The sequence below is a fragment of the Stieleria varia genome, assembly GCF_038443385.1.
Lineage (GTDB): Bacteria > Planctomycetota > Planctomycetia > Pirellulales > Pirellulaceae > Stieleria > Stieleria varia.
Window position 1 is genome coordinate 4,806,623 of record NZ_CP151726.1, and the last position, 13,969, is coordinate 4,820,591.

Annotated in this window: 8 protein-coding genes; 3 read left to right on the forward strand and 5 right to left on the reverse strand. The window is 55.3% G+C overall.

Annotated elements, in window-relative coordinates; translation table 11 throughout:
- Positions 1 to 531 precede the first annotated feature (531 nt).
- The 3 genes from Pla52nx_RS16225 to Pla52nx_RS16235 form a co-directional block, all read right to left on the reverse strand.
- Complete coding sequence (locus tag Pla52nx_RS16225) at positions 532 to 2,436, reverse strand: sulfatase-like hydrolase/transferase (protein ID WP_146522706.1); 1,905 nt, start codon at positions 2,434 to 2,436, stop codon at positions 532 to 534.
- Positions 2,437 to 2,489: 53 nt separating this feature from the next.
- Positions 2,490 to 3,659 carry a sialate O-acetylesterase gene (locus tag Pla52nx_RS16230; protein ID WP_146522707.1) on the reverse strand — a complete coding sequence of 390 codons (1,170 nt, stop codon included), beginning with the start codon at positions 3,657 to 3,659 and terminating at the stop codon, positions 2,490 to 2,492.
- A 291-nt stretch (positions 3,660 to 3,950) separates the two neighbouring features.
- Entirely contained in the window at positions 3,951 to 5,279 is a 1,329-nt protein-coding gene (locus tag Pla52nx_RS16235; RefSeq protein ID WP_146522708.1) for a hypothetical protein, read from the reverse strand.
- Positions 5,280 to 5,564: 285 nt separating this feature from the next.
- Between Pla52nx_RS16235 and msrA the strand changes: the two genes are divergently transcribed.
- Positions 5,565 to 6,068, forward strand: coding sequence for a peptide-methionine (S)-S-oxide reductase MsrA (msrA, locus tag Pla52nx_RS16240; RefSeq protein ID WP_146522709.1), 504 nt, complete (start codon positions 5,565 to 5,567; stop codon positions 6,066 to 6,068).
- Between the two features lie 410 nt (positions 6,069 to 6,478).
- Complete coding sequence (locus Pla52nx_RS16245; protein ID WP_146522710.1) at positions 6,479 to 7,048, forward strand: hypothetical protein; 570 nt, start codon at positions 6,479 to 6,481, stop codon at positions 7,046 to 7,048.
- 295 nt (positions 7,049 to 7,343) lie between these two features.
- On the opposite strand, the gene Pla52nx_RS16250 is transcribed toward Pla52nx_RS16245, so the two are convergent.
- Positions 7,344 to 8,795 (reverse strand): BNR-4 repeat-containing protein, encoded by a 1,452-nt coding sequence (locus Pla52nx_RS16250; protein ID WP_231742506.1) that lies wholly within the window; start codon positions 8,793 to 8,795, stop codon positions 7,344 to 7,346.
- Between the two features lie 474 nt (positions 8,796 to 9,269).
- On the opposite strand from Pla52nx_RS16250, the gene Pla52nx_RS16255 reads away from it, so the two are divergent.
- Positions 9,270 to 10,721 carry an IS1380 family transposase gene (locus tag Pla52nx_RS16255; protein WP_342190172.1) on the forward strand — a complete coding sequence of 484 codons (1,452 nt, stop codon included), beginning with the start codon at positions 9,270 to 9,272 and terminating at the stop codon, positions 10,719 to 10,721.
- A 295-nt stretch (positions 10,722 to 11,016) separates the two neighbouring features.
- Here the strand turns inward: Pla52nx_RS16255 and uvrA are convergent, their stop codons facing one another.
- Complete coding sequence (gene uvrA / locus Pla52nx_RS16260; protein ID WP_231742554.1) at positions 11,017 to 13,548, reverse strand: excinuclease ABC subunit UvrA; 2,532 nt, start codon at positions 13,546 to 13,548, stop codon at positions 11,017 to 11,019.
- Positions 13,549 to 13,969: the final 421 nt, after the last annotated feature.

The following is a 13,969-nucleotide window of genomic DNA, read 5'->3' on the forward strand; positions in this document are numbered from 1 at the left end:
TGGTGACCGGTGTGGTGATTCAGTTGCATGGGATACGCCACGCAATGATTCAACCGATACGAGACCAGTAGAGACTTACTGGCTCTCATTCTAGAGCCAGCAGTGTACGGATCGATAGGAAATGTCGAAAGATTTCGACACTAATCCGCGATCAACGTCTGTCGATAGAAGCCAGGCTAGTGGTGGGCTGTTCAAAATTTGGGGTTGTAGCACTGTGGCGCTCCGCAAGTTTCTGTCACCTCTCCCGGCGCAGGAGACTGCAGATTTAATCGAAACCAGGACCCAAGGGTGAGCCGTGGGCCGTAAGGCACCGGGCAATGCGTAAGGCCCGGCCGCTTACGCGTCACGGCTCACTAAATCAGCAGTCTCCGCAGCTGGGGGAGGTGACAGTGGACAAGAAACGGCTCCAAGAAAAACGCCGAAACATCAAGTCAACCCAAAATTTTGAACAGTCCAGTCTAAATCCCCAGCACGGACTTAATCAACAAGCCGCTATGGTCCACGGCTCACGCTTGCGTTCCCGGATCTGAATCAATCAGCAGCCCGCAAGCCGAACTCCGCCGCACTTGCGAACGCGTTGCCGTTGATTTCGGACAGAATTCGAACCAGGACATATCTGCCGGATGTTTCTGGGATAGTCATCGTTTGCGGTTTCTTTGTCCTGGTCAATTTTGCCTTTCCGACAGGCGTCCCAAACTGTTCGGGATCGTTCGCGACGAAAACTTCCAGTTCGGCAACCGTCCCGTTCCATCCGTTGTCTTGTCGGGCTAGGTAAACGAGTCCGTCCACTTGATGCGTTGCCCCCAAATCAATCACCAATTCGTGCGGTGGAGGGGCCAGACTGGGGCTGAACCGTGTGTGCCAAAGTGTATTTGGGTCGCCATCAATGGCGTTGGCCGCATACTTGCCGTTCCCACTGTTCTCGCTGCTTGCCCGCAACACCTTCCATTTCTTGTTTGAAATCATGCCTTCCACGGGAAGGCTGTACTTCGCCGTTTCCTTGGCGGCTTTCTGGGGCGGAGCTGGATCATCATGCTTGCCAAACTTTGCCCGCCGATCGCGCTCGTGTCGATCGGTTCTTGCAAAGGTTCCTTCACGCACCGGCTCGTGCGCACGCTCGGCTAGTTCGCTAAGCTCGCGAGCGATGTCGCTATGGTCGGCGGCTACATCGTTGGATTCGCTGGGATCGATGCTCAAGTTGTACAGTTCCCAATTCGCTTTCGGACTCGGCCGGACCGCTCGCCAGTCTCCGCGACGAATTGCGGTTTGACCACCGATCTCCCAGTACAAGTATTCGTGTTCCTTCTGAGCATGCCCGGCCGCTTGCTCACCGATCAACTCCGGCAATATGGAGATCCCATCGATGTCCGCAGGAGGCTTGGCTCCGGTGACGTCGGCAATCGTGGGCAGGATGTCGGGAAAGTACCCGAGGTGATGGCTGACCGTGCCCGGCTTGATCTTGCCGGGCCAGTAGGCGAGGAAAGGAATCCGCAAACCGCCTTCGTACAGGTTTCCCTTGCGACCACGATACTCGACTCCCGTTTTCGGGTGCACGTTGGCTTTGAAAAATCCTCTCGGCTGTTCTTTCGTTGCAAAATAGTCCGCGCCGCCGTTGTCGCCGCTGAAGAATACCAACGTGTTGTCAGCGATGCCCAGCTCTCTCAGCAATCCCAGAATCTCGCCGATCTGTCGGTCCACCATCGTGACCATCGCCGCATAGCGTCGCACTTGCTCTGGCCAGGGCTTGTCTTTGTAGATTGCCCAAGCCGGATCGGAATCCGGAATGTTGAACAATCCGTGAGGCGGCGTGATGGGCAAGTAGGCAAAGAAGGGATTCTTGCTGTTGTCGCGGATGAACTGGACCGCAGCTTCGTGGATCACGTAGTGCGAGTAGGTTTCGCCACTGACACCCACGTTCCCCATCAAGGGAACTTCTTCGCTATTGCGAATCAAATACGGCGGGTAGTAACTATGCGCATGAACTTGATCGTAGTAGCCCAGAAAAACGTCAAAACCGTGTTTCTCAGGCACGCCAGTGGAGTCTCGTCCACCGGTTCCCCACTTGCCGAATCCCCCTGTCGAATAACCAAGAGGTTTCAACATCGACGCGATCGTCGGCTCATCGGCTCGCAGAGGTGTTCCTCCGCCGTTGGAACGGACGGATGTGTGCCCGCTATGTTTGCCAGTCAGAAAACAGCACCGCGTGGGCGCGCACACAGATGAACCCGCGAACAGATTGTTGAACCGCATTCCTTCGGCAGCCATGCGATCCAAATTCGGCGTCTGAATATCAGGTCCACCCATGAACCCGGGTTCAAAGTAACCCAGCTCGTCGGTCATGATGTAGACGATGTTGGGCTTGGCCGAATCATCACCGGTTGCGGGCAAGGGCTGCAACAAAGCAACCAAACAAAGGATCGCAAAGAAGTATTTCATGGATTTCTGATGGGAGGATGTCGAAGGTTCTGGTCGGAAATCAATGCGGGGTTTCACTTCGACGTTGACGTCATGGAAACAATCGCATCAGCGAAGCCCTTTCCGATCTGAGCCATGATTTTCGCCGAACCGTTGTAGTGAAACTCGGCATTGGAGCTGCCTTTCAAGATCTCCAGTTCGCGTGGGGTGTAAAGCTGTTCGCGGAACTCAGCCAACTTTGCTTCACGCTGTTGGCGGTTCAAACTCTCGTCGGCGTCTAATTCTTTTGACTTTTCCTTGATCTGTCCGCCCCTCGCTTTCAGTTCTGCAAGTTCTGCGTCCCAGTACTTTTCTGTCAGCACGGCGGCCACGTTCCCTTGGAACTCGGGCATCTTCGCCGGGGCCGCCATCGCGGCTCGAAAACCCTCGTGTGTGCTTTTGTAACGCTGCTGACTCGGTCCGTACTGATCGACCGGGCCGCCGACTCCCATGACACCGATCACGAACGGCATCTTTTCTGCATCGAGATCACGGCGAACGTCGCGAATGAACTGCGCCAGCAGCTCGCTGTACATGGCATAGCCGCCGGGCTGAGAACGATTCGGGTACACACCTTGGTCGACCATGTCATTCCAACCTTGGAACCAAACCATGCCGGCGAGTTCATAACCCGCGTCGGAATCGTACTTTGGATAGACTCGCTTGATATCGGCCAAAACATTTTTCACATGTTCGATCATCAATCGATAATAGTGGCCTGATGCTTGCCTGCGTTCGGCCTGCATTTGCTCGATGTCCTTGCCCTGTTTCTTCAAATTGGCAAGCTGTGTCTCGTTGAATTCATACGGACCGGCACTGGGGGGGCGAAAATCCGTGTGCAATGACTTGCCACCCCAGGCGGTCTTGATGATCAGGATGGGTTCGTCGAGGGTCTTTTGCGTGTAGATACCGAAGGTGAACTCGGGACCGATCTTTGTTCCTCGCCCCATGGCTCCGTAACCTGCCGTCAGTTGACCATGATGCTCTGTCTCCGTACCGTCGTTTCCGATGGACGAGATCCAGACGTTCTTGCAAACCGTTGGGCTACCGTCTGCCGTTCGCATGTCCTTCAAGAGCCCGGCGGTCGCGGGATCCATGCCGACGTGATCAAACGTAGAAACCTCCGCGTGCCCCTGCATGTTGGATTGCCCCACCAAGATGAATACCTTCAACGGCGTGCCGTCTGCTGCAGAAGCGTGAGGCATCGCGCAATGAGGAGCCAGGACGCCAACGAGTGCCGGGAAAACGAGTGCCGGGAAAAGGACCTGCGACCAGAAACGAACGAGTGGCAATTTTGTCATGGAATGTGGGCCGTCAGTTGGGTAGGAAGCTTAGTGGAGGGACAATGATTGTAGCTGGAGTCTCGGGCACCAGTGGCCGTCTTTGCGAAGTTGATCTCGTTAGAAATGCTCTCTGCAGCAAAACGCGTCATGGATTTCCCCAGAGTTCTCTTGTGCGACGGGAATTCTGGCGAATCCCATTACGATGGACGCTGGTCAACGAGGTGTCGCCTTGAACACGACCACGTAGTCGGTGTCTTCGTCACATTCCCTCGGGTTGGGCAGCAGCAAAAAGTCGTCGGCGATCACGGGCTGGAATTCGGCTCCCTGGATGATTTCAACGTCCTTGATCCGCTCGGGCAACCAATGAACGATCGGTCGCCAACCACGTTGTGCACCGTTGACATTGACCGGGCGAAAAGAGTCCGCGCCGTGATTGGGGCTCACACGGAATGTGTAGACGCCGTCCTTGTAGGTCAACGACTGCTCATAGCGTTTTTCCATCTCCGCCATTCGCGCTGACCATTTCGGATCCCCGTAAAACGCAACGACGTCGCGGTCAAAACTCAGTCCACGTTGGTCACCTGACTGGGTCTCCAAAGCATGTAGTAGTGCCTGATGGTTTGCAAAGAACGCTTCGGTCAATGTGTATCGACCCGGCTGCTCAACAAAGTAATCCAGCACACCCCATCCGCCGTACCCAAACCAGGTCGGCACGGTGTAGCCGATCATTTGCTTGACACCAACATCGTTCATCCAAGCAAGCGCCATCGCGTCTGGTCCATCGATGTGTCCCATCAAGCAGTTTCCGATCGGTAGATAAACCTTGGGGTTTTGAGAATCAATCTCGATACGCCGCCTCTGCGTGTCTTCCCCGAACATCTGTCCCTGGGACGACTTGAAGAACCCGTTTCGATACGTGAATCCGATTTGCCAGTTTCGCTCGGTAGCGTGGCCGGAGGTGACAAAGAGATCGGGCTGAAAATCATTCAAGCTCTCGACGAGGGCTTTCGTGGTATCGGTCGGGCACGGCAACTTTTTGATCTCAGCGTTTTCGTCTTTTCGTACCAGCTTGTTGGCGACCAGTTCGTCGTACAACACTGCTTGCTCACACATTTCCAATGCAACTTCGGTTCCAGAGGCAACCTTGTGAATCGTCAGCGGCTCTCGATGGCGTGCGATCGCCAACGCATTGGCGGCGTCGTAGCCCGTCAAAATTCCCCAAAAAGTGTCCGTGTAGGGATCGTCGTCGTAACGTCGCGTCAATTGATGAACCGTGGCGACGAACTGACGTCCTGCCTTCTGGTGCGGTGTCACGAAGCACGTGTAGCGAGGATGGAATTGCTGGAGATCAGATCGCAACTCATCCGGAGTGGTCGAATAAAAAAGAAGGTTACCGTCATGTTTACTGACCAATTCATCGGCCACCAATCTCCAATCGGGATCGTCATAGACAGATTGTTGAATCACGACACAGTAGTCACTGGCGGCCAGCCAATTCGCCAGTAGAAAGCAGAGAGCCGATGATAGAATGAATCGTTGCATGGTGGTCAGAATTGGTTGGTTGATTGATTCCGTCGTGGACGACGTCACGGCTCCGCAGCTATTGGACCTCATTGGACTCGTGACCTCGTCCACTACGGGGACTCCGACAGCATTGTAGAGCAAAATGAGCATGATGTTGGGAGCCGGGCATTGCCGCCTGACTGGACGTCGGCGCTACAATCAACAGTCGCCAGTCTGGAGGCTGGGCGATAGACTGGGACATCACGATGGTTTCCTTGCCATCGCATGAAAGACAATTGATCGAGAGAACACCGAGAGAATACGATGAGCGAGCGAGCAGTACTGGCGGGTGGTTGTTTCTGGGGCATGCAGGATTTGATCCGTAAGCTACCCGGCGTCGAGTCGACTCGCGTCGGATACTCCGGAGGCGACGTGCCCCATGCGACGTACCGTAACCACGGCACACATGCGGAAGCGATCGAGATCCTGTTCGCCCCCGAGACGATCAGCTACCGACGACTTCTCGAGTTTTTTTTCCAGATCCACGACCCGACAACGCCCAATCGGCAAGGAAACGATCGCGGAATGTCGTACCGTTCCGCAATCTACTACACCACCGACGAGCAAAAGCAGATCGCACTGGACACGATCACGGACGTCAACGAGTCCGGTTTATGGCCCGGTGCCGTTGTGACCGAAGTCGAACCAGTGAGCGATTTTTGGGAAGCTGAACCCGAGCACCAGGATTACTTGGAACGCATTCCCGACGGCTACACGTGCCACTTCCCCCGCCCGAATTGGGTGCTGCCAAAGCGCAACGCGGAATGAAAAATACAGCCACGGTCAAGTCTTGGCGTTTCTATGCATTCTGCTAGCCCGGATTATTCATGCGGATGATTGATCCTAGCGCAAACAGCTTCTCGGAAATGAGCTGTGACATCGTTTACATAACCCGACGCGTAAGCGAGGGATTTACCAAGTATCCCTCGCTTACGCGTCGGGTTATGAATCATCCGGGCTAACGTTTTCCGTCATCGTGGCATTCATGAATCACCAAGGGCTGAGGAAAGTGCAAATGCATTTTCCATGCGTTCATCGGACTCGGCTATACTGGGCTGCCCGCCGACAATCGTCCAACCTCTCTGAACAGGTGATTTATGTTCTCAAAAACGTTCCCTGAGTCCAGCCGATCAGAACGAGCAGTGCGCTCTTTCGCGATTCAAATCATCGGCATTTCCATGGCGTTGATGCTTTGCCCCACTCCCCTGCAATCTGCCGAAAATGATCGGCCCGAAATTGCTTTGAACGTGGATGGCGTTTCTGAGGCAGTTGCACCGAAGCGAGCGAAGCGTGCAAAGCGGCAACGCAGACGCGCGCGTGGCCAGATGCGAGAATCGGTTTCTACCGAACGATCACAACGTCGTTCACTCAAATTGACGACTGATGCAGGCACTCCAGGCCAGCTTCATCTCGACGGTTCATTCGAGTTGATCCTTGGCGATAACTCTTCCTTGCGGGGAGAAGGCAGGATCACGATTGACGTTGATCAGAACGACCTCCAGAAACTCAACAGCATGGTGGTGGATCATGTGGATTGGTTCACTCCGATCGCCCACGATACGCTTGATGCCGTTGCTGCATTGCCAAAGACGATTGAATCGACACGCGAGATTCTGACGCTGCTGAGCGACCCGGAGACACAGAAAAACCTTCGTCATGCAGAACAAGTACTGGGACTGCTGCGGCCACTCTCGGCAAGCGGCATCACCGGAGCAATACCGGCCGGTCAGAAAAAGTCTGTCGAGTGAGTCCTCAAAGAGTCCGATGGAAAATGCTCGTCAATCGTGATCGACGTTTTGCTGAACAAACCGGCTAGTGCATCGTCCGGTCTTGATTTTGGGGTTAGCCGTTTTGGCGATTGCCACGGTTGTGTCACGAAAACCGTGGCTAATGCCAAAACGGCTCATCTACCGGACCCACGTTTTAAGAAAACCGTGGCTAACGCCAAAACGGCTCATCTACCGAACCCACGTTTTAAGAAAACCGTGGCTAACGCCAAAACGGCTCATCTACCGGACCCACGTTCTAAGACTGGACGATGCACTAGTTCATTTTCACTGGGCTTGCCGAATTTGATTCCATCACTTCGGGCAACTGAAACACATCACCGTCTGCATTGGTGAAATAGAGACGTGAATCGGATGGCTGTCGCCCATGCCCATCGGCCCAGATGCCGATGAAATCAGGGTGTGCATTCAGAACTCGACGAACGTAGCCGTGATTCATCGGACTGTTACGAGTTAGCTCGCGCATCATTTTCCAGGATGCTCCTTGATCGCGGCTTTGCCACATCACGATTTCTCCGCCGGGGTTGTACGCTTGAGCTCCGTCCCCCGTAGGTGCGATTACTCGCCAGTCGTCGTTGGCCTGTAACCATAGCTCGCCCATGTCGTAGTTGTTGTCCGAAGTGGTGATCTCGGAGAATCGCCACTCCGCCCCGGTCCAACGAGCGATCATCCAAGTCCGCGGGTCGTTCTTCGGCCCGGATTCGTATCCGCCGCTGGTGATGTACAGCAACACAGGGAAGTCGTTTTCGTCGAAACGAAGATCTTTGAGGTAGACGTTCAATCCGTCGGACTCGTAGTCACGAATCAGTGCATCGTTGCGAGGATTCGTCAGTGGCAACGACAGAGGCTTTCCGCCAACGGTCTGCCAAGTCTGCCCGTTGTCGAGCGTTTCGACGTAGTACAAATTCGTTCGCCAGTTCAGCCCTTTTTTAGCGGGATGATAGTTGAACATGGATGCCAATTTGGTTCGACCGGCACCGGAGATCTGGTAATGCCCCTGCTGGATTGCTGCAATGCGTTGCCATTGGCTCCACTGGCGACCATCACTGCTATTCATGAAGCAGATTGTGCGGTCTGCCGGGTACTTGTATCGCGTAAAGAAGGCGGAGAAGCCCTGGGGAGGTGAATTCCACACCTGCATGTACGAAAAATTGTTGATCGGCACCTGTTTGTCGCCGTCGGCTCGGGTTGCCTCGACGAGTTCAAACTCGTCAATGTTGTAGGGAAGCTTGCTGCGGTGAATGTACGATGGACGGCTGAGGCCGTGCGACGTCGAAAAGATCCAGATATAGCCATCGGTGTCGACCGAAATCACCGGATTGTCATGCGCGTCGTCCGTTTGCTTGTCCAACAGGATCGTCGGACGGGGGACCGTCCCCGTGTTGTGATCATAGTAAGACACCATGTGGAGCAATCTCCGGCTATTGTCGACCGTGGCGCCGCCGTAGCAAAAGAAGGTTTTCTTGACGGCTGCACAGTAGACGGCAAACGGTTTGTGCTTGGCGCAGTAGGTCCCCATTCCGCCACTGTACTTGTAGACATACTCGTCATTGGACGGCTGGTTCATGTACCAGATGCCTCGGTAACCGTCGGCTTGTTGATTCAGAGTCGGGGCCTCATCCTGAGCGACCAACCCAGGCTTTGGCAACGACGTCAAGAGTATGGCCAGGGCAGCGAGCAGACCCATCCGAAGCGAAAAATGTGACATGACGTGGGTTTTCCGTTGGGAACATGATTGACGATCGAAATCCAACTTCAGCAGCAACGTCCTCACCGCCGATCCATCGCGCAAGCTAATCGGGACGTCAACAACAAGCAAGTGCCTGGATCGGGCAACGCTGGTCTGGCAAAGGTTGGGTTTGTGGCACTACAACGCGCCGCAGTTTCTGTCACGTCTGACGATGAAACTAGGGGAGATGACAAGAAACCCAGTGAGCCTCAGGCGCTAGCCGTGGGCCTCAGGCGCTAGCCGTTGGGCCTGAGGCGCTAGCCGTGGGCCTGAGGCGCTAGCCGTTGGGCCTCAGGCGCTAGCCGTGGGCCTGAGACGGATTGTGGGGCCGGCCCACGGCTAGCCCGGATATTGCATCCGAAAATTTGTTTCCCCCTATAGCGCAAGAGCCTTAGTCCTGGTATGCATTGGAGTTACAACACTTCACACATCCCAAGCCCAAGGCTCTCGGCAATGACAAAGCGTAATCGAAAACGAGCTGCACTGAAACGCCTCCGTCGCCAAGCTGTCGAGTTTGATTTTGATGGCGGAACGCTCACGTCCGACGCCGGATTGCTACTGCTTCGCGAAGTCGATCAACGACTCGGCCTGATCCGCCGAGTCGACGCTTGTATTGCCGATCCACGCGATCCTATCTACACCGCACATCCGCAGGCCGAGATCCTGACCAGTCGTATCTTTGGAATTGCGGCAGGCTACGAGGACGGCAACGATCACGCCCACTTGCGGCATGATGCAGCCTTTCAAGTCGCTGCCGGACGCACGCCTGCACAGAATGACTATGACAGCGACGAACACGTTCCTTTGGCCAGTCCGTCAACGCATTCACGTTTCGAAAATCGTGTCGATCGCAAAGCGATGCTGGCTATCCACGAAGAAATCGTAAACACCTTTCTGGACAGCTACGAGAAACCGCCCGAAGAAATCACCTTGGACTATGATGCCACAGATGATCCGACGCACGGCAATCAAGACAAAAACTACTTCAATGGATTCTACGACGGCCACTGTTTTCTGCCGCTGTACGTGTTCTGTGGCTATCAGTTGCTCGTCGCCTACCTACGTCCCAGCAGTTTTGGCGCAGCCCATCACGCTCGCGCGGTGACCAAACTGCTGGTTCAAAAGATTCGTTCGCGATGGCCGGAGACGAAAATCATTTTACGTGGCGATGGCGGATATTCTGATGAAAGACTCATGCGTTGGTGCGATAAAAACGACGTCTACTATGTCTTCGGATTGCCCAAGAACAACGTCTTGATCCGCAATATTGCCTGCGAAATGACCCGTGCTCGACTTGAGCATTTGAAATTTAAATCCACGCGAACGCTTTTCAAATGGTTCCGTTATCGCACTCAGGAAACATGGGACCGTCATCGCTGGGTTCTCGGCAAGGCGGAGCACGGCGACAAGGGAGCCAACCCGCGTTTCGTCGTGACAAACCTGCCCAGTGCCCAAGGGATCGTCGAGCCGACTTATCATCGCCCTCGCGTGGACGGCAAACAGGTCCGACAAATCCTCGATCCTGGAACGATCTGCAGTGTTGCTTGGAACCCGAAGGATTTCTATCGAGAACGTTATTGTCAGCGTTGTGAAATGGAGAATCGGATCAAGGAACAACAGATGTGTTTGTTTGCCGATCGAACCAGCTGCACAGACTTCATGGCCAATCAGTTTCGTTTGATTCTGTCGTCGTTGGCGTATGTGTTGGTCGACGGAATCCGCCGGTTGGCACTTCAGGGCACTACACATGCTCGGATGCGTGTGGATACGATCCGCTTGCGTCTGTTCAAGATTGCCGCGCGAGTACGCGTGACTTGTCGGCGAGTGATTTTTCACCTTCCGACTCACTGCCCTAGCGCGAGTCTCTTTAACGAAGTCATGGCGCGTCTTTGCCGAAGCGACTAAGGGCGGCAACCCTCGAGGAAAACGCAACCACGAAGCGAATCATTCGCTTGGGGGAGGGGGGGCCTTCTGCGCGGCGCTGCGAAAGCCCCCATCAAAATCAAATCATTTCCCAAAAGCGGACGTATCGAACTCGCAACCCCGCGTCAATAACCGATGGATGCAATATCCGGGCTAGCGCCTGAGGCTCACTTTGATTGTGATGCATGGAGCAAAAACATGGACTGAAAAAACAATGTCAACCCCAAACTTTGAACAGCCCACCGTAACCCCAACTCCAGAACGGGGAACGCGGGGATCATGCTTCTCTTGACAACACTTGTTTCAAAAAACGTCCGGTGGCGTTGTTTTTCATCGCTGCCAAAGATTCTGGCGTTCCACTTGCCAAAATGTTTCCACCCCCGACGCCACCCGTTGGACCCAAGTCGATCAACCAGTCGCAAGCAGCGAGTAAATCCAAATCGTGTTCGATCACGATCACCGTGTTGCCAGCGTCGACCAGTCGTTGCAAGACAGTGATCAGGCGATCGATGTCGTGAAAGTGCAATCCGGTGGTGGGCTCGTCCAGCAAATACACGGTCTTGCCCGTTGAGACACGAGCCAGCTCCGTGCCAAGTTTGATCCGCTGTGCTTCGCCGCCGCTGAGCGTCGTGCTGCTTTGACCCAGATGCAAATACCCCAGCCCGACCGACTGCAGCGATTGACACAGCCGCAGAGCGGAGGGAACGTTTTCAAAAAACTCCGTCGCTTCGTCCACGGTCATGTCCAGGACATCAGCAACACTCGCACCTTTGAATCGTACCTGCAGCGTCTGTCGATTGAAGCGCCGCCCTCCACATCGTGGGCACGTCACGTAGAGGTCGCTCAAGAAATTCATCTCGATTTTTTGGACACCGTGACCTTTGCACAGGTCACAGCGACCAGCCGCAGAATTGAAACTGAAGCGGCTGGCAGTAAAACCACGCGTTTTGGACTCGCGTGTCGCCGCGTAGACTTTGCGGATCTCGTCCAACAACCCGCTGTAAGTCGCCGGGCAGCTTCGTGGACTGCGTCCGATCGGAGCTTGATCGATCGGCACCAGTTTGTCGACGTGCTCGATTCCCGTCAGCTCTTGAAACTGTGTGACGCTGCTCGGTGTGATGGGCAACGGCTTGCCATGATTCAGTTGGTACGCCAAAGCCGGGTAGAGCGTGTCGTTGATCAATGAACTCTTTCCGCTGCCCGAAACGCCACTGACACCGACGAAGCATCCCAGGGGAAAGGTCGCCGTCACGGATTTCAGATTGTGCGTCGTCACGCCGGAGAGCGTCAACGATTGGCCGCCGATCGTGCGCCGTTCGGCTGCACCGCCGACACGTTTCTTGCCGCTCAAATACTGACCGGTCAAACTATCTTTGTTCTTACGAACGGCCGCCGGAGTACCCGCGCAAACGACTTCACCGCCGTGGGTTCCTGCACCGGGGCCGATGTCGATCAAATGATCCGCCGCCATCATCGTGGCTTCGTCGTGTTCGACCACGACGACCGTGTTGCCTTGTTGCTGCAAGTCTCGCAGGCATCCGATCAACCGATCGTGGTCCGCTGGATGCAAGCCGATCGACGGTTCGTCCAAGACATAGCAAACGCCAACCAGTCCGCTGCCGATACTCGTCGCCAATCGAACGCGTTGTAGTTCACCGCCACTGAGCGTGTCGGCGCCGCGTGAGAGACTCAGATACGACACTCCGACGCGTTTGAGGAACTCCAGTCGTCGCAAGACTTCGCGACAAATCGGCTCGGCTACCATTTTATGCAGCGCAGAAAGTTCACTTTCGATGCCAGCGATCCAATGCGCCGCGTCATCCAGTGGCATGTCGACCAGAGTCGCGATGTTGGTGTCGGCGATGGTGACCTGTAGAGCTTCCTTGCGCAGCCGTCCGCCATCGCAGGTCGTGCAAGTTACCCATGTCGGGTTGCCTTCCGCGTCCTCAGCGGGGACTTCCCCCAGGCCTTCGCATGTCGGGCACATCCCGTACGGGCTGTTGAAGCTAAATGTACGCGGCTCGATTTCTTCGACACTGCTGCCACACTCGACGCAGGCCATGGCGGTGCTGTAGATCTTGTGGGTCCACTGCTCGTCGTCTTGCAGAACAAGTGTGGAGAGCAGTCCGCTGCCCAGTCGCAGGGCCAGGGCCACTGACTCGGCCAAACGCGTCTCGATACCTTCGCGCATGACGAGTCGATCCACGACGGCTTCGATCGTGTGATTCGCTCTCGGGGCCAACTCAGGAACATCCTCCAACGCGTAGATCTCGCCATCGACGCGAACGCGAACCAAACCTGCGGTTTGGATCGACAACAGGACTTCGCGATGCACACCCTTTCGCCCGCGAACCAACGGCGCCATCAGGACGAACTTGGTTCCTTCGGGCAATCCCAACAGGGAGGCTTCGATCGCATCGGCTGTCTGCTGGGCGATCGCCGCGCCACACTTGCCACAATGTGGCACGCCGACACGAGCAAACAGCAGACGCAGGTAGTCATAGATCTCGGTGACCGTGGCGACGGTGCTGCGCCCGCTGGTCGAACCGGGTTTCTGGTCGATCGCCAGCGTCGGGGCCAATCCGTCGATGGAATCGACATCGGGGCGGGGCATTTGATCAAGGAATTGGCGGGCGTAAGCAGACAGGCTGTCGATGTACTGCCGCTGGCCTTCGGCGAAAAGCGTGTCGAACGCAAGTGAACTCTTGCCGCTGCCCGAGACTCCTGTGATCACGGTCATGGCGTTGCGAGGAATGTCGACATCGATTCCTTTCAAATTATGTACCCGGGCATTGCGAATGCGGATCACGCCGCCCTTGTTGGCTGTTTTGCGAGGCGTACGTGCTTTTTGTCCGCCATTTCGCGACGACGGCTGGCTTTTGCGGTTAGACGATGGCGATGCAGGAGCCACGGATTTGGGGGCCTTGATGGGGGAGACACGTCGTGGTGCTTTGCTTCGTCGCCCGGCAGGGGGTAACTTGCCCAGCATACAAGCGGCAATTGATGTGGGAGATCGGGCGTCAGGCGGGTAACATAAAAGCTTTCCGTGCCAGGAATCGGCGCGGCAGCAATTCATGAGGCATTGTTAGGCATTCGGACAGTCAAAGATACTAGTGCATCGTCCAGTCTTGGAACGTGGGTTTGATAAATGAGCCGTTTTGGCGTTAGCCACGGTTTTCGCGACTCAACCGTGGCTAACGCCAAAACGGCTAACCCCAAAATCAATACTG

Bases quoted from the DNA above. Each gene is read 5' to 3' on its own strand.
- Pla52nx_RS16245 (WP_146522710.1), top strand. From the start codon at position 6,479: ATGGCGTTGATGCTTTGCCCCACTCCCCTGCAATCTGCCGAAAATGAT.
- Pla52nx_RS16250 (WP_231742506.1), bottom strand. From the start codon at position 8,795: ATGTCACATTTTTCGCTTCGGATGGGTCTGCTCGCTGCCCTGGCCATA.
- msrA (WP_146522709.1), top strand. From the start codon at position 5,565: ATGAGCGAGCGAGCAGTACTGGCGGGTGGTTGTTTCTGGGGCATGCAG.
- Pla52nx_RS16225 (WP_146522706.1), bottom strand. From the start codon at position 2,436: ATGAAATACTTCTTTGCGATCCTTTGTTTGGTTGCTTTGTTGCAGCCC.
- Pla52nx_RS16255 (WP_342190172.1), top strand. From the start codon at position 9,270: ATGACAAAGCGTAATCGAAAACGAGCTGCACTGAAACGCCTCCGTCGC.
- Pla52nx_RS16230 (WP_146522707.1), bottom strand. From the start codon at position 3,659: ATGCCTCACGCTTCTGCAGCAGACGGCACGCCGTTGAAGGTATTCATC.
- Pla52nx_RS16235 (WP_146522708.1), bottom strand. From the start codon at position 5,279: ATGCAACGATTCATTCTATCATCGGCTCTCTGCTTTCTACTGGCGAAT.